At 71.3% G+C, this 16,862-nt stretch carries 13 protein-coding genes; 8 read left to right on the top strand and 5 right to left on the bottom strand.

All coding sequences use genetic code 11. The features are described from left to right. Positions 1 to 34: 34 nt before the first annotated feature. Positions 35 to 574 carry a TIGR03086 family metal-binding protein gene (locus tag GT354_RS30710; RefSeq protein ID WP_161359637.1) on the bottom strand — a complete coding sequence of 180 codons (540 nt, stop codon included), beginning with the start codon at positions 572 to 574 and terminating at the stop codon, positions 35 to 37. A 229-nt stretch (positions 575 to 803) separates the two neighbouring features. Here GT354_RS30710 and GT354_RS30705 point away from each other — a divergent pair, with 229 nt between their 5' ends. The 8 genes from GT354_RS30705 (at position 804) to GT354_RS30675 (ending at position 11,187) form a co-directional block, all read left to right on the top strand. Beyond that, positions 804 to 1,514, top strand: coding sequence for a DsbA family oxidoreductase (locus GT354_RS30705; RefSeq protein ID WP_161359636.1), 711 nt, complete (start codon positions 804 to 806; stop codon positions 1,512 to 1,514). Next, entirely contained in the window at positions 1,511 to 2,737 is a 1,227-nt protein-coding gene (locus GT354_RS30700; protein ID WP_202512499.1) for an MFS transporter, read from the top strand. The genes GT354_RS30705 and GT354_RS30700 overlap by 4 nt, the downstream gene beginning before the upstream one ends. A 660-nt stretch (positions 2,738 to 3,397) precedes the next feature. Continuing rightward, positions 3,398 to 5,989, top strand: coding sequence for a nitrate- and nitrite sensing domain-containing protein (locus GT354_RS30695; protein WP_161359635.1), 2,592 nt, complete (start codon positions 3,398 to 3,400; stop codon positions 5,987 to 5,989). Continuing rightward, positions 5,986 to 6,414: a roadblock/LC7 domain-containing protein gene (locus tag GT354_RS30690; RefSeq protein ID WP_161359634.1), complete on the top strand. Its 429-nt coding sequence runs from the start codon at positions 5,986 to 5,988 to the stop codon at positions 6,412 to 6,414. Before GT354_RS30695 ends, GT354_RS30690 begins: the two co-directional genes overlap by 4 nt. Positions 6,415 to 6,525: 111 nt before the next feature. Further along, positions 6,526 to 7,740, top strand: coding sequence for an ABC transporter substrate-binding protein (locus GT354_RS30685; RefSeq protein WP_161359633.1), 1,215 nt, complete (start codon positions 6,526 to 6,528; stop codon positions 7,738 to 7,740). A gap of 33 nt (positions 7,741 to 7,773) precedes the next feature. Beyond that, positions 7,774 to 8,649, top strand: coding sequence for a branched-chain amino acid ABC transporter permease (locus tag GT354_RS52870; RefSeq protein ID WP_346012251.1), 876 nt, complete (start codon positions 7,774 to 7,776; stop codon positions 8,647 to 8,649). Continuing rightward, complete coding sequence (locus tag GT354_RS54695; protein WP_237535625.1) at positions 8,646 to 10,472, top strand: branched-chain amino acid ABC transporter ATP-binding protein/permease; 1,827 nt, start codon at positions 8,646 to 8,648, stop codon at positions 10,470 to 10,472. Before GT354_RS52870 ends, GT354_RS54695 begins: the two co-directional genes overlap by 4 nt. Positions 10,473 to 10,476: 4 nt before the next feature. Continuing rightward, on the top strand, positions 10,477 to 11,187 hold the full coding sequence (locus GT354_RS30675; protein WP_161359632.1) for an ABC transporter ATP-binding protein: 711 nt from the start codon (positions 10,477 to 10,479) through the stop codon (positions 11,185 to 11,187). Positions 11,188 to 11,268: 81 nt separating this feature from the next. Here GT354_RS30675 and GT354_RS30670 read toward each other — a convergent pair whose 3' ends face one another. The 4 genes from GT354_RS30670 to GT354_RS30655 form a co-directional block, all read right to left on the bottom strand. Beyond that, a complete protein-coding gene (locus tag GT354_RS30670; RefSeq protein ID WP_161359631.1) occupies positions 11,269 to 12,057 on the bottom strand; it encodes an FHA domain-containing protein in 789 nt (262 codons plus the stop codon). A gap of 121 nt (positions 12,058 to 12,178) precedes the next feature. Then, entirely contained in the window at positions 12,179 to 13,477 is a 1,299-nt protein-coding gene (locus tag GT354_RS30665) for a VWA domain-containing protein (protein ID WP_161359630.1), read from the bottom strand. Positions 13,478 to 13,500: 23 nt separating this feature from the next. Beyond that, positions 13,501 to 14,760, bottom strand: coding sequence for a protein phosphatase 2C domain-containing protein (locus GT354_RS30660; protein ID WP_346012250.1), 1,260 nt, complete (start codon positions 14,758 to 14,760; stop codon positions 13,501 to 13,503). Next, positions 14,751 to 16,862, bottom strand: a 2,112-nt coding sequence (locus GT354_RS30655; protein ID WP_161359629.1) for a serine/threonine-protein kinase, incomplete at its 5' end; no start/stop codon positions are given. The genes GT354_RS30660 and GT354_RS30655, both read right to left, overlap by 10 nt.

Genomic DNA, 16,862 nt, shown 5'->3' with positions numbered 1-16,862 from the left:
GAATAAATCGGACAACCGATCGGTTCGGCGGAGGTCAGCCGACGCTACGACCGGTGAACGCCGCGAGTCGATCCGCGATCGGCGCGTCGTCGGCGACCGGCTGCCGGACGCCGAACGCGCGACCCTCCCCGCGAGCCGCGTCCGGCAGGGTCTCGCGCATGCGGTCCAGGATCACCTGCGCGAGCTCGGGGTCCAGGTCGGTGGGCTTGCCGAGCGCGCGGGCCAGGTCCCACGCGTGCACGAAGATGTCGCCGGTCGCCAGGCCGAGCATGAAGTCGCCGGTCCGCTCGCCGAACGGGGTCTTGATCGGTGCCGCGAGCCGCTCCGGCGTGAAGGTCGCGAGCATCGTGTCCACGACCGCCTCGAAGTCCTCGCGGGGGTCCTCGGACACGGGCTCGGTCGGCCCGCTCAGCGCCGCCGCCAGGCCGCGCTGCGCGCCGGTGGCGTGCGCGAGCAGACCGCGTACATCCCATCCCTCGCACGGCGACGCGAGGTCGAGTTGCGCGTCGCCCACCTCGGCGAGCAGGGGGCGGAAGGTGTCGACGGCGCGCTTGTACTGGGTGAGCTGGTCCACGGGGACTCCTGGGTAGGGAGTGAGGGAAGGGATCGATCGGCGGTCAGGTTACGCCCGGCCGCCGAAGGACGATACCTGCGGTGGGGAATGTTGCTCAGTGCACGCATGTTCCCCGTGGAGTGTCCGCCGCCGTGACCGGCGGCACGTCGTCGTGGGGGTTGGACGAACCCCCGTGCCACCCGGAGTCGGGCGTCTCGCCCCGACCCCCGAGCAGGAAAGCTGGAGTGCAGTGAAGGTCGACATCTACAGCGATATCGCGTGCCCCTGGTGCTACGTGGGAAAGCGCCGCTTCGAGCGCGCGCTCGCCGCGTTCCCCGGCGGTACGGACGTCGAGGTCACGTACCGTCCGTACCAACTCGACCCCACCACGCCCGACGAGCCGTCCCCGCTGCGTGAGCGACTCGCCGAGAAGTTCGGCGCCGCGAACCTGGACGGGATGAACGCCCGCCTGGCCGAGGTGGGTTCCGGCGAGGGCATCACGTTCGACTTCGCCCGGGCCCAGTCCGTGAACACCCTCACCGCGCACCGCGTCCTGTGGCTCGCGCTCGCCGAGTACGGCGCCGATGTGCAGGCCGTGCTCAAGGATCGGCTGCTCAGGGCCTACTTCGCCGAGGGCGCCGACGTCGCCGACCACGCCGGGCTGACCGAGCTCGCGGTCGAGGCCGGGCTCGACCGCGACCGGGTCGTCGCGTTCCTGGCGTCCGACGAGGGCGTGGCCGAGGTGCGTCGCGAGATAGCCGAGGCTCGGGAGATCGGTGTCACCGCCGTGCCGACGTTCGTGTTCGAGGGCAAGTGGGCGGTTCAGGGCGCACAGGAGGCGTCCACGTTCCTCAAGGTCATGGAGCAGGTGCGCGGGCAACTGACGGAGCTCGCGGGCGAGTCGCCCGCCGGCGCGGCGACCGACGGCGACGCGTGCGCCGACGGTACGTGCTCCGTGTGAGCACCGTGGGGGGAGCCACGAGAGTGTTGTCGGCCGAGCGGCTCAAAGCCGCTCGGCTGTCGGCGTTGCTGGTCTTCTTTTTGTTCAGCGCGTCCTTCGCGAACTTTCTCGCGCGGATCCCGCAGTTCAAGGAGGACCTGGACCTCGACGAGAGCCAGTTGGGGATCGCGCTGCTCGGCAGTCCCGTGGGCGCGGTGGTCGCCGTCCAGCTCGCGGGCACGGCGGCGGGCCGGTGGGGCAGCCGGGCGGTCGCGCGGGTGGCGGTCGTCGGCGGCTGCGTCGCGCTGCTGTTGCCGGCGTTCGCGTGGAACCTGGCGTCACTCGCCGTGGGTCTGCTGTTCCTGGGGCTGCTGATGGGCTTCACCGATGTCGCGGTCAACGCGCAGGGGGTCGCCATCGAGCAGCAGCTCGGGCGGCCGATCATGAACAGCCTGCACGGCGGGTACAGCCTCGGCGGCCTGTTCGGCGCGCTGGTGGGCGCGGGTGCGGCGGCCCTGGACATCTCGACGCGGGCGCACCTGGTGGGCGCGGCCGTGGTGCTCTCGGTCGCGGCGTGGGCGTGTTCGCGCGCTCTGTTGGGGGCCGAGGACGATCCGCACGTGGTGCGGCCGGGCGACGACGACGAACCGCCCGTCGACGACGCGGGCACGGTGGCGCGAAGCGGTTTCGCGAGGTTGCTCTCGGGCTATCGGGCGGTGGCGCTGCTCGCGCTGATCGGGCTGTGCTCGTTCGTCGGCGAGGGCGCCGTCTCCGACTGGAGCGGGGTGTACCTGCGCGAGACGCTCGACAGCTCGGCGGGGGTCGCCGCGCTCGGTTTCGCGGGCATGTCGATCGCGATGGCGGCCGGCCGCTTCGCGGGCGACCGGATCGTGGAACGCTTCGGCCCGGTGCTGGTGTTGCGGCTCGGCGCGGTGATCGCGGCGACCGGCATGACGCTGGCGCTCGTGTCGCCGTGGCCGGCGCTGTCGGTGCTCGGTTTCACGCTGTTCGGCGTGGGCGTGGCGCCGGTGGCACCGGTGACGTTCAGCGCGGCGGGCAACACCCCCGGGGTACCGGCCGCGTGGGCGATCTCGCGAGTGACCGGCATCGCCTACCTGGGCCTGCTCGCGGGCCCACCGGTGATCGGCTTCATCGCCCATCACACGAGCCTGACCACGGCGCTCGCGATTCCGGCGGCGCTGGTGGCGATCATCGCGCTGACGGCGGGAGCGGTCCGGCGCTGAGACGACAAGCGCTCGGGCGCCCGGGGCCGGCACGGCGGGAGTCGTGTTCGGCCCCGGGCTGCGTTGTGCCTTCGGCGCGTCGTCCGAGGATCGGATCGCGCACACGGTCGGGCCGGCCGCCGTCGGCAGCGGGCGGCGCGCGGCGTGAACAAAGCCACTGCGCGACGACGGACCGTGAGCGGCTCCCGCCGGTCGGTCCGAATCCATCCGGTCCGGTGGAGGTGGGGACCCAATATCAGGGTGGGAGTGAACGCGTACAGAACCGGACGGCAACGATCCGGTAGGAGTCGCCGGCGAGGGACGAAACAACGGCAGAGAAAAGGATAAAAATCGGGCGACAAGCGACCCCGACACCAAATGGCTTGATATACCGATGAGCCGCGTAATGGACGTCGATCGCTCATTCTCGGGCGGCCTGACCTTACAAGTGTCAACATTCGGTGGCGTATGCAGGGGATCCCGGGCCCTGCCCGCCCGGGCCTGCGAGCACCTGTGCGAATACCGCTAGGCTCTGCCCGTCGTGTAGGGAATAGGGCGCCTGCGGCGTCATCAAAAACGCAAGACCGGGAAAGTGCGAATCATCGGGAAAATGACGTACTTGACAAGCGGAATACCTGACTCCGTTACCACGCTCCCGTCCGCCCCGGCTCCGTCCTGGCGGTGGACGATCTGAACATCACTCGAAAGCTCGTCCTGCTGGTGGCCGTGCCGCTCACCGTGATGGTGGGCTCGGCCGGCCTTGCCGTTTTCACCACCACCGGCGAAGCAATCGACGCCGGCAATCTGCGCGCGCTGACCGAGGTCTCCGCCGAGGCGGGCGAACTGGGCCACCGACTCCAGAACGAGCGCGCCGCCGCCGCCACCGTGTTGACCTCGCGCAACGGCACCGACGCGCTCGTCGCCTATCGCGAGCGCACCAACGCGACGGACGAAAGTGCCGCGCGCTATCGCAAGCTCCGCAAGGGCCTGGACTCCACTCCGGGCAACAGCAAGCAACGACTGCGTCGTCTCGACGCCGACCTGACCAACCTCACCGCGCTGCGCGAACAGGTTCAGGCACCCAAGAACACCTCGCTGACCGCCGTCGTCTTTCGCTACCGCATCGTGATCGCGGACGCCCTCGACTACCGCGACAGCGTGGCCCAGGCCGGTGGCGCGGGAGCCGACAACTCCGACCGACTGCGCGCCTCCGCCGCGCTGTCGCACGCCACGGAGTGGCTGGGCCAGCAGCAGATGGTGGTGCTGCGGGCGCTCGCGTCCCTGCGCATCACCCCCGCACAGCAGCAGGAGATCCTGGCCACCCGCACCGGGTACGACGAGAGCGAGGGGTCTTTCCGTTCGCTCGCGGATCCCGAGTGGCAGACCTGGCTGGAACAGTCGCAGACCGGCCCCGCCAACCTGGCCGTGCGCCAGCTCGAGGACGCCGTCTCGCGGACCAAGACCGACACGCCGATCCTGATCACCGCCGACGTGTGGACCAAGGCGACCGAGGACCGCATCGCGCGCATGCGCGACGTCGAACGGCGCGTGGACTCGTCCGTGTTGGCGTCGGTCGACGACGCCCGTGACTCCCGTCGCTGGTGGGCCGGCGGCCAGGCCGCGGCCGTGCTGATCGCGCTCGCCGCGGCCGTGCTGCTCGTGCTGCGTCTGGGTCGGCCGATGACCCGTGAGCTGGTCCGACTGCGCGACACCGCGCACGAAGTCGCGTACACGGGCCTGCCCGACGCGGTGGCCAAGCTCCAACAGGGGCGTTCGCTCGACGGCGCGACCGCCGACGAGATCGCCGAACGCGCCGGCACCCCGATCGAGGTGACCGGCAAGGACGAGATCGCCGAAGTGGGTTCGGCGTTCAACGTCGTCTTCACGTCGGCGGTACGTATCGCCGCCGAACAGGCGGTACTTCGGGCCGGTGTCGCCACCGTGCTCGTCGCGCTCGCGCGCCGCAACCAGCGCCTCACCGACGGCCTGGTCAAGGTCCTCGACGAGGCCGAGGCACACGAGCACGACCCGGACCGGCTCAAGCGGCTGTACTCGCTCGACCACCTCGTCCAGCGCATGGGCCGCAACAACACCAGTCTGCTCGTGCTGGGCGGCGAAGGCACCGCGCGCGTTCGTGAGGACGCGCTCCTGCTCGACGTCGCGCGTGCCGCGATCGGCCGGATCGAGCGGTTCACCCGGGTGGACCCCGGCGCGGTGGACCCGCGCATCCTCATCGCCGGTCGGGCCCGCGACGACGTCGCGCACCTGCTCGCCGAACTCCTGGACAACGCGACAAAGTTCAGCCGTCCGGAGACGTGGGTCGTGCTCCAGGCGAACCGGCGCGGCGACGGCGCGGTGCTGACCGTCACCGACAACGGTGTGGGCATCACCCCCGAGCGGATCGCGTCCTTCAACGAACGCCTCTCCGCCCCGGCGCCGTTGGACGTGCACGCGGTGCGGGCGATGGGCCTGACCGTCGCCGGTCACCTGTCCACTCGCTACGGCATCACCATCACCCTGAGCCAGGGACCCCAGGGCGGCACGGTCGCCGAGGTGAGTCTGCCCGAGGACATCGTGGTCTTCCGCGACCGTCCGGGCCGGCACCGCGGCGTCCCCAAGCCCGAAGCGGCCCCCCTCGCCGCCTCGGGGCGCGCTCTCGACGTCGGCGTTCGCGCGGGCGGTCACCCCGACCCGGGCCCGTTCGAGCCGGTGGCGAACGTGTTCACCCCGAACCGCCCACAACCGCAAGCGCCACCGCCGCAGCAACCGCAGCCGCCTCAACCGCAGTTGCAGCCGCAGGCGATCAGCGATGCGAACGCGCCCGGTCCGATGCAACCGCCGCCCTCCGGTCTGCGGTTCACCGGTGAGCGTCCCGAGATCGAGGCGCCGGCACCCCCGGCGCAGCTCACCCAACGGTCCCAGCCGGCGCAGCTGCCGCAACCGCCGATCGGGCAGCCGGAACCGGCCCGCCCGACGCCGGCCGGCCCCGGCCCGGACCCCGTCACAACCGGCGGGACGACCACCAAGGGTCTACCGCTGCGGGTACGCCGCGACACCCCGACCGCCGACCCGAGCGGAGCGGCCCCCGCCCCTCCGCTCATCACGCCGGCCGCGGCGCCCCCTCGGTCCGCGACCGCGCCGGACCGCAGGGACGCCCGCCAGGTGTCCGCGGCGATGTCCGCCTTCGCGCAGGGCATCGGGCACAGTCGGTCCCGCCGCGCCCCCACGCCCCGCCCCGGCGGCGGCGAACCGGATCACAAGGAGCGACCGTGAGCCAACCCACCGCAGCCGATCTGAGCTGGCTGCTCAACGATTTCGCCGTCAGAGTCCCCGAAGTCCTGCACGCCGTCGCGGTGTCGGCCGACGGCCTGGTGGTCGCCGCGACGAGCTCGCTGCCGCAGGACCGCGCCGACCAGCTCGGCGCGGTCGCGTCGGGCCTGGTCAGCCTGCTCGCGGGCGCCGCGCGGCTGTTCGGCACGGACCCGGTGGCGAGCAACCTGACCGAGATGAACGGCGCGTTCATGTTCTCGATGCAGGTCAGTGACGGCGCGTCACTTCTGGTCCTGGCCTCGCGTGAATGCGACATCGGCCAGGTCTCGTTCGAAATGGCCGAGCTGATCAACCAGGTCGGCCCGGCGCTCACCCCCGCCGCGCGTGAACGCTTCCTCCACGTGCAGCGTGGCGCCGCAATGGGCTGACCCGACGTCATGTCGGCGCCCGTGCAGGGCGATCGCTCGACCCGCCTGTTCCCCGTTCCGGAACGCCCCTGTTACCGGACGGCCCCCGTACCCAGTTTTGGAGCACGTTTCATGACCCCGGCAAGACTTCCTCGACGCTCCATACGCGTCTCCGCCTCCGGCCTTGTCGCCTTGGCCCTGGCCTTCACCGCCGCGTGCAGCGGCAGCGCCGCGAGCGACAAGAAGGGCGGCGGGTCCGGCGACACGCTCAAGATCGGCCTCGTGATGCCGCTGTCCGGCGTCTACCAGGCGCTGGGCCCGGACGTGAAGAACGGCTTCCAGACCTACCTGGACATGCACGGCGGCAAGCTGGGCGGCCACAAGATCGACCTCCTCGTCGGTGACGAGGGCGACGGCCCGCAGACCTCCAAGCCGTCGGTGGACAAGTTCCTCAAGCAGGACAGGGTCACCGCAATCGTCGGCCTGACCAACGCCGCCTCCGTCGCGGCGAACGTGCCGGGCGTCACCGAGGCCAAGACCCCGATGGTCGGCGTCGTCGGTCGCCCGGGCGAGATCAAGACGCCCGAGTACATCTGGCACACCAGCTACCTCTCCGAGGAGCCCGGTGTCGCGGCGGCGCCGTACATCAAGGAGGTCGTCGGCGACGGCACCGTGTACGCGATCGGCCCGGAGTACCAGGGTGGTTTCGACCAACTGCGCGGCTTCACCGAGACGTTCGCCAAGGCCGGCGGCAAGCTCGCCAACCCGGACGGCAAGACCAAGTGGACGCCGTTCCCGGCGACCAAGAACTTCCTGCCGTACTTCAGCGAGATCAAGGCGTCCGGCGCCAAGGCCGTGTACACGTTCTACGCCGGTACCGCCGCGGTCGACTTCGTGAAGCAGTACCGCCAGTCCGAGGCCAAGGACATCCCGCTGTACGCCGCGGGCTTCCTGACCGAGGGCGCCGTACTCGCCGGCGAGGGTGAGGCGGCGAAGGGCATCTACACGTCGCTGAACTACACCCCCGACCTGGACATCCCGGCGAACCGCGAGTTCGTCGCGGCCTACCAGGCGAAGTACAACGCTCTGCCGACGATGATGTCGGCGACCTCGTACGACGCGGCCGCCCTGCTGGACAAGGCGATCGCCGCCGCGGGCGACAAGGTCACCCCCGAGGCCGTCAACGCCGCGATCAGCAAGGTCGGCAAGCTCGACAGCCCGCGTGGTGCCTGGGAGTTCAACCCCCAGACGCACGCGCCGGTGCAGAAGTGGTTCCTGCGCGAGGTCAAGCAGGACGGCACCACGCTGGGCAACGTCATGGTGCGCGAACTCGGCACCCTCGGCTGACGATCGTCGTAGCCGACGAGAAAGGAGTGTGCCGTGGGGTGGTTCGACGACAACCTCATTCCGGCCGTCGACGGCGTGGCCTACGGGCTGTTGCTGTTCGTCGTGGCCGCAGGACTGACCCTGGCCTTCGGTTCGGGCGGAGTGCTCAACCTCGCCCACGGCACGCTCTACGCGTTCGCCGCCTACACCGCGACCTGGGTCGCCGACGGCTCGTGGGTGGGACTGCTGCTCGCGGTCCTGGCGGGCCTGGCCGCGGGGGCGGCGGGCGGTGGCGTGTTGGCGGTGCTCACCGCACCGATCGCCCGACGAGGACACATGGCCCAGGCCATGTTGACGTTCGGCGTCGCATTGGTCGGCGGTGACCTGCTGACCACCGTGTTCGGCAAGGACGACCCGCAGGTCAAGGTGCCGAGCGCGTTGGAGGACCCGGTGTCGATCGCCGGCCACAACTACCCGGGCTACCGGCTCGCGTTCATCGCGGTCGCGATCGTGCTCGGCCTGGTCGGCTGGTATGTGCTGACCAAGACCCGGATCGGTGCGGCCGTACGCGCCTCGGTGGACGACCCGCAGATGCTCGCGGCCGGCGGCATCTCGCCGGGCCGGGTGCGCAGTGGCGTGCTGATCGCCGCCGGTACCCTCGCCGGGCTCGCCGGCGGGATCGGCGCGCCGATCATCGGGCCGTCCACGTCCGCCGCGAACACTGTTCTCATCCAGTCCCTGCTGGTCGTGGTGATCGGCGGTCTGGGTTCGGTAGGCGGGGCGCTGCTCGCGGCGATCCTGGTGGGCGAGGTGCAGACGCTCGGCGTCACGCTCGTGCCCGACTTCGCGCCCTACCTGCTCTTCGCCACCATGGCGGCGATGCTCATCGTGCGCACCGTGCGCTTCGGTCCGACGGGGAGCCGAGTATGACCACCCTCGCCCAGACCTACGCGCAGCGCGCGCATACCGCGCTGCGCTCGCCGCGGGCCGTGCTCGCGGGCCGTGTCCTGGCGGTCGCCGCGATCGTGTGGCTGTTCGCGGCGCCCTACCTGGTCGGCGTGTTCACGATCGTGCTGCTCTCGCAGGCGCTGTCGCTCGGGGTGCTCGCGGCCAGTGTCGCGGTCCTGGGCGGCGGGGCGGGGCTGCCCTCGCTGGGGCAGGTCGCGCCGTACGCGGTCGGCGGCTACACCGCCGCGATCCTCGGCGAGCACGGCATGACCATCGGCGTCGTGCACACGCTGGCCGCCGCGGCGGCCGGCGCGCTGTTCAACGCGCTCGTCTCGCCGATCGTGGTCCGCACCCGCGGCGTCACGGTCTTGATGATCACCCTCGCGATCGGCGAACTGGTCCGCACCGCCGCCGAGAAGTGGAAGTCCGTCACCGGCGGCACCGACGGCAAGTCGGGAGTACCGCCGATCCGACCGTTCTGGGGCATGTCCGAACTCGTCGAGGACGTGGACACCTACTGGTACGTCCTGGCCACCACGGTCGTGGTGATCGCGCTGACCGCGCTGATCATGCGCTCCCCCGCCGCCCTGCTGCTCGACGGGGCGCGCGAGAACGAGACCCGGATGCGCGCGACCGGTCATTCGGTGACCGGCTACCTGACGGTGACCTACATCGGCGTGGGCGCGCTCGCCGGCGTCGGCGGCGCACTGCTCGTCGCGATCCAGCGCTACATCTCGCCGTCCAACATCGGCTTCGACACGTCCTCGCTCGTCCTGCTCGCGGTGGTCATCGGCGGCGGCGCGTCCCTGATCGGCGCGCTGATCGGCTCGGGACTGATCGTGTTCACCCGAGACTGGCTGTCGGGCCCGTGGCCCGGGCACGGACCGCTGCTGCTCGGCGTGCTGTTCCTGATCGCGGTGTACACGCTGCCCAGCGGTCTGGTGGGACTTGCGCCGCCGAGTCCTCGCGCCGCGTGGCGCAGACTCGCCGGCGCACCCGAAGCACACGCGGCGGCCAAACCCGCGCCGGCCGCGGCCGAGGACGCCCGGGCGCTGCTCACCATCACCGGCCTGACCCGCCGCTACGGCGCGCTCGCGGCCGTGGACGGGCTGGACCTGACGGTGCGCCACGGTGCGCGGCACGCCCTGCTCGGACCCAACGGCGCGGGCAAGTCGACCGTGATGGGCATGATCGCGGGCGCGATCCCCAGCACGTCGGGCTCGATCGTCTTCGCCGGCCGCGACGTCACCCGGTTCACGCCGGCGCGGCGCTCGCGGATCGGGATCGCCCGCGCGTTCCAGCAGCCGGCGGTGATTCCGTCGCTGTCGATCCTGGACAACGTGACGATCGCCGCGTGGCGGCACGCGGGCGTTCGCGGCACGTGGCGCCGCGGCGGGTATCGCACGCTGTCCGCCGAGGCCGCGACGCATCTGGACACGGTCGGCCTGCTGGATCGGGCCGACGAGATCGCGGGCGAACTCTCGCACGGGTCACGGCGGTTGCTCGACATCGCGATGGCGTTGGCGGGAAACCCCACCCTGCTGCTGCTCGACGAGCCGGCCGCGGGACTGACCGACACCGACATCGAACGCCTCGCCGTGGTACTCAAGGCGCTGCCGCCGGAGGTGACCATGATCCTGGTCGAGCACAACTTCGCTCTCGTGCGTGATGTCACCGACACCGTCACGGTGTTGGCATCGGGGCAGTTGCTCGCGACGGGCACCCCGGACGAGATCGCCGCGAACCAGGCCGTGCGCGACACGTACCTGGGCGCGGCCGAGCCCGAGCACCAGGAAGTGGGCTGAAGTCGTGCTGGAAATCGTCGATCTGACCGCGGGTTACCAGGGTGGCTCGGTGCTGCACGGCGTCGACCTCAGCGTCCCGGAGGGGTCGGTACACGCCCTCCTGGGCGCGAACGGCGCGGGCAAGTCCACCCTCATCCACACCGTCGCGGGTCTGCTCAAGCCGGCCGGCGGCAGCATCACCATGGCCGGCACCTCGATCGCCGGGCGGCCGGCGCATCGCGTCTCGCACACCGGGATCGGGCTGGTCCCGCAGGGCCGACGGGTGTTCGCGAGCCTGACCGTGGCCGAGCACTTCAAGCTCGCGCATCGGCGCAGCGCCGCGTGGAGCCCCGCCCGCGTCCTGGAACTGCTGCCTCGCCTGGGCGAGCGGCTGACCAACCGCGGCTCGCAACTGTCGGGCGGCGAACAGCAGATGCTCGCAATCGCCCGAGCCCTGCTCGGCGGCCCACGCCTGATCCTGCTCGACGAGCCGACCGAGGGCCTGGCCCCCGCCGTGGCCGAGCAGATCCGTACGCTGATCACCACCCTCGCGGGGGAGGGCCTGACCATCTTGATCGCCGCCCCGCAACTGGGCTTCGTGCAGGGCATCGCCGATCATCTGACGGTGCTCTCCACCGGCCGGGTCACCGCCCGCCTGACCGCCGCCGAGGCGGCCGAGGACCCGGAGCCCATTCTGGCCGCCCTGGCCCCGGGAGTGGCCGTCTCCTCGAAGTGACCCGATCACCACGAACGATCTTGGAGTCGAGCATGCCGAATGTCCGTGTTCGGCCTCTCGGCTCCAAGATCGTTTCGGGACTCAGGCCAGCCGGCGGATCTCCAGGGTGGTCCAGGCGCCCACGTGGATGCGGTCGCCGTCCTTGAGGTGGACCGGGGCGCGACGGACCCGCTCGTAACCCGCGTTGATCGTGGTGCCGTTGGCGGAATCGAGGTCGACGACCTCCCACGAACCGTCGGGGCAGCGCACGAGCTTCGCGTGGCGCCGGGACACGCCGGGGTCGGCGAGGGCGATCTCCACCGAGCCCGAGGGCACGCCGGCGTTGCCTCTGCCGATGCGCGTCGGCTCGTCGGTGAGCTCGATCGACCACGAATCCTGTTCGTGCGGGAAGCGCATGCTGTGCGCGTCCGGGCCGTCCCAGTCGAGCACGCGCATGAAGTAGTCGTGGTCGGCGATCACCCGCACGGTCCACACGGCCGTCGCCGGGTCGATGTCCGGCTTCGGGGGCGGGGGGTTCGGATTCGGGCCCGAGTCCGGGCCCGGTCCTGGTTGTGGTCCTGGTCCTGGGCCAGGCCCAGGACCCGGATCCGGTCCCGGGTCCGGTCCGTCGTCGACCACGATGCGGACGTCGTGGCGCCAATGGCCGCACGCCTCGCAGAACTCGTCGTCCGGGGCGTAGGCGGTCGCACAGATGGGACAGCGGTCGGCGAGCGCGCCCGGTTGACCCGATGACGACGGGGGACGGCTGTCCGGCACGGGAACGGGACCCGGCGGAAACACCGCCTCGCCGTAGCCCGGCACGATCGGCCGCCCGCACTCGTCGCAGTAGTCCTCGGCGACGGACTGGTGTCCCTCCGAACAGATGTGCATGAGCGGACCTCCTTCCTCTCTCCTACCCGACGACCGTCCCGGGACGGCCCGACGACCGACCGGCGAGCCCCCCGAGCCGGCCGGCCGACCCTACGGCGGCCGGCCGACGGCCGACAACCGTTCACATTCCCGAAGGCGGTCCCACGCGAGCGGTCTTGTGCGACTCGACGTCGAGTTCCATCTCCGCCTCGTTGTTGTTGCGCAACCGGATCGTGCCGTCGGACTCGACCTCGACAACGCGCCCGATCAGTCGGGCGGTGTGCTCGTCGCCGGCCTCGTTGGCCAGTTCCAGGGCCTTGACCAGGCTCGCGGTCGCCGTGTACTCGTCCCCCTCCTTGCGGGCCCGCAAGCCCTCCTGGACGGCGTTGGCGAGTTCCTCGCGGCCGGTGACCTTGGCGACCTCGTGGTTGATCCGGGTGGACAGTTCCTCGTCGTCCGTCCACTCCGCGAACACGCCGCCCTTGGCCAGTTCGATGCCGCTCGCGCCGTCCGGCAGGACCACGGAGATCTGGCACAGCCGGCGCCGGCCACGCGGGAACGCCTCGTCCGGTTCGACCTCCAGGCACACGTGGTAGTGCTTGCTCTCGCCGCCCCACGAACCGGTCGGGTAGTCCCCCGAGCCCGTCCCGACCTCGGTCCGCCGGGCACTGAGATCGTCGATCACGGGATAGGTCTGCTTGATGTACTTCACTCGCGCGTTGCTGATCGTGCGCACGCGCAGGGCCACGTCGGCGACCGACTTGCCCATCGCGTTCTCCATCATCTTGGTGAAGTCCTCGGCCAGGTCGGCCGGTTGCTTGACCAGGCCGATGTCGCCGAGCAGCGTGGTCGAGATCTTGCGCACCTCGTCGACGTGCCAATCCAGGCCGATGCCGCGGCAGTCGCACACGAAGACGCCCTCACACGCGTCCAGGGCGTCCTGGAGGTCCTGCGCGGTCTCGCTCTCGTTCTTGCCGTCGGTGAGCAGGATCGCGTGCCGGATCAGATCCGAGTGCGGCTTGAGCAGCTGACGGGCCATCCGAAGCCACTGGCCCATGGCGGTTCCGCCCCGCGCGCGGAGCTTGTCCACCTCGCGCTTGGCCTCCTTGCGGGTGCGGTCGTCGGCGGCGACGAGCTTCTCGTCGTACGGGTACACCACCGTCGCCATGCCCGTGCCCGAGACCACCGCGAACAGGGTGCCGTCGCGCAGCGTGTCTATCGCGGCCTTCGTCGCCTGCTTGGCGGCCTTGAGCTTGGTGGGCGGGAAGTCCATCGAGCCGGACGTGTCGACCATGATCACTTCGGCGCCGCGCGCGTTCGCGGGCATGCCGCCGGTGTCGCCCGACGCCCTGATGTGGGCGACCGCGTGGACCTCGTGGCCGCCCATCGCGATGAACTCGTTCTGGTTGATCTCGATCGTGAATGTGGGTGCGCCTGACATGGGCCGACTCCTTCGGGTCTCGGTCAGTCGTGATCGGGTCCGCGCACCGGGTCCCCGGGCGGGTGGTACGGGATCAGGGCGACGGTGATGTTGTCCGCGCCGCCGTGGTCGAGTGCGAAACCGGTCAACAGCCGGGACGCGTCGAGCGGCCGGGTCAACCCGTCGGGCAGCACCATCGCGGCCAGCGTCGGCGCCACCGAGAGGTAGTTCCACAGTCCGTCGCTGCACAGCAGCAGTACACCGGGCCCCGAGGGCCGCACGCTGGTCACCCGCGGCCGCACCTCACCGGCGTCGGCGCCCAGCCACGACACGATCGCGTGCGCGCGCCGATCCGCGTACGCCTCGGCCTCGGTCATCGCGCCGAGCGCGATCATCCGGGTCGCCCACGAGTCGTCCTCGGTCAACAACGCGGAGGGAGTGCGCCGTTGCGGGGTGTCGCCGGGGCTCGCCGCGGGCTCGGCGGGCATCGGTGGGAGGGTGCTCGTGCCCGGCAGGGTGTCTTCGCCGTCGGCCGGATCGTCGGCCCCGTCCTCGGGGTCGGCCAGCCAATAGGCCCGGCTGTCACCGACCCACCCGACGGTGATCTCGTCGGGCGCCACGATCGCCGAAACCAGCGTGCACGCGGGCGCGTTGCCCGAGTCCTCGGCGCCGGGCATGCGGGCCACCGCGCTCGCGGCGGCGGCGACACCCGCGCTCGTGGCCTTGGCCGCGTTGCAACCCTCGACGAGGGTTGCCGCCATCGTCTGGCACGCGGTCTCGGCGGCCGTCGCGGACGCCTCGTCCGGGCGCGGCGACGAGGACACGCCGTCGCACACCACGGCCACCACGTGGTCGGAGCCGTCCGGCATGCGCACCACGCGCAGCGCGGCGGAGTCCTCGTTGCGCAGGTGCCGCAGGCCGCGGTTGCTGACCATCGCGACGAGCCCGAGGTCGCGTTCGACGTGGTCGCGCGGGTTGAACGCCCGACCGCACGCGTCACACCATCCGTCCGAGCCGATCGTGGCGGTACCACACGCGGAACACACCGGCCCGTGTCCGCTGGGGATCACGATCCGTCGGACCGGTGCCCGCTCCGCGACCGGCGCGACCGCGACGATCCGCAGGTCGTAGCCGCACGACTCGCAATAGCGGTCGTCCGCTTCGGCGACCGTCCCACACGACGGACAGCGTTCCGTCGTCTCGGTCGCGCCGCGCTCGGGTGGGCCGGTCTCGCCCCCCTCCGGGGCGCCCCCGGGCCCTGTCGCGTCCAGTCGTCCGTATCCAGCCACTCTGATCACACCCACGTCCACGGTCGTACCTCGTTCGCCCGGTCGACGAGCGCGATGCGTTCCGCATGCGTCGTCACGTGCCGGGCCAGATCGCGGTAACACTTTTCCAAGGCGAACCGCAGAGGCTTTTCCTTCAACTCGCTTCCGAGCACCCTCGCGGTTCCACCGGCGTCGCCGGTGCCCGATGCGCCCCCGTTCGACCCGGCCTCCACCCAACTCAGGGCCGTCTCCAACAGTTCCACCGCCAACCGGTCGTGCGCCTCGCCTTCCAGCCGCAACGCGGCCAGTCGATCGGACGCGGCGACGAGGTCGGGGCCCAGCGGGTCGGTCGCCGCGCGCCCGCTTATCCGGGTGCGCAAGGCGGCGGTCTGGGCGGCGACATGGTGGCTGGAGGTGTCGGGCACGCTCTCCAGCGTCACCACCGCGCCGGCTCGGTCCCCGGTGGCCAACCGGCAGCGCGCCAGCCCGAACGCGGCGCTCACGTACGTCCGGTCGGTGACCCAGACCCCGTAGTACTCGGTGGCGGCGTCCTGGTGGCGGCCCATCGACTCGCGGCACGCGCCGAGCGCGATGCGCGGCGCGGGCTCGCCGGGCAACGCGGAGCGCACCCCGTCGAACAGATCGTGGGCGCGGGCGGTCTCACCCGCCGAGAGCGCGGCCAGGCCCTCGAACCACGGCAGCCGCCAGTCCTCGTCCTCGATGTCGGCCAGAAACGCCCTCGCCCGCTCCACGTCGTCCTGTTCGATGCACATCCTGGCCAGCCGCAGAGTCCCCTCGGGAGAGGAGATCCCGGCCGCGGTGAGCGCGGAGAGCAACTCGTCGGGGTCGGTGGTGGCGAGCGTGGCCAGCAGGTTGGCGGCCGGGTCGTTCGCGTCCACGCGCGGTACGGGCAGCGCGCCGGCGATCACGGCGGGCTCGGGCGCGGCCGCGAGCGCCCCGGGATCGGTGCCGCGCGCGGCGACCTCGGCGTGCACGACCCGGGTCTCGGGGCCGAACAGGCCCGAGACGCCCGGGCGGGGCTCGCCGGTCCGGGTGGCGACCACCTCGCGCAGGACCGCGACACACTGCTCGGCCATGTCGGCGGCGGACGCGAAGCGGTGCGCCGGGTCGGGGTGGGTGGCCCGGAGCAACAAGCGGTGGTAGGACTCGAATTCGGTGAACAGCGGCACCTCGGACGCGGGCGGCAGGGCCGCCCTCCACTTCCGGGTGTAGCCGGCGAAGTAGAAGCTGAGCACCGCCATCGTGCGGCCGATGGTGAACAGGTCGGACTCCACCGTGGGCACCGACCGACCGGACTCGATCTCCGGCGCCTGGTAGCCGACGGTGCCGTAGGTGAACGTCGACCGGTGCCGTTGGTCGGACACCGCGCCGAGGTCGATCAGCTTGAGCTGACTGTCCGTCTGGATCGCGTTGTCCGGCTTGAAGTCGCAGTAGACCAGCCCTTTTTCGTGCAGGTAGCCGAACGCGGGCAGGATGTCGATCGCGTACGCGAGGACCTGCTCGACCGGCAGCACGGCCCTGGGGTCGCTCTCGCGCAACGCCTTGAGCCGGTCCATCAGGGACAGCCCGCCGACGTACTCCATGACCAGGTAGGTCTCGTCCTGGCCGGTGAGCGGGTCGGGGTGCTGCACCACGGTCTGGATGTGCACGATGTTGGGGTGCTGGATCTCGGTGAGGATCCGCTGTTCGGCGAGCGCCGCGGCGCGCGAGTCGGTGTCGTCGCTGCCGAGCAGGCCCTTGAGCACCACCCACATGTTGTGCGCGGCGGTGTCCTGCGCGAGGTAGACCCAGCCGAAACCGCCGCGCGCGAGGCAGCCGACGACCCGGTACTGGCCGACCGTGTCGTCACGCTGGAGTTTGGGCGCGAAGGAGAACGGTGTGCGGTCGCGCGGGCAGAAGCCGTTGGTGACGCCGGGGCGGTCGCCGCGACCGCGACCCACCGGTTGTTCGCATTTGCGGCAAAAGCGCCGCTCCTCCGGGATGACCGGATTGCGGGCGAGCGCGGTCTCGGGGTTCCTGCGCGGGATGACCGGCATCTCGACCAGGCCGCCGCCGAGACGGCTCTTGGTGCTGATCGTGCCGGAGCGGCGCAGGCTGCGGCCCGACGTGCTGCGCGC

The sequence above is a fragment of the Streptomyces sp. SID3343 genome (assembly GCF_009865215.1).
In the GTDB taxonomy this organism is placed as follows: Bacteria; Actinomycetota; Actinomycetes; order Streptomycetales; family Streptomycetaceae; genus Embleya.
This window is presented reverse-complemented; position numbering and strand designations above follow the sequence as displayed.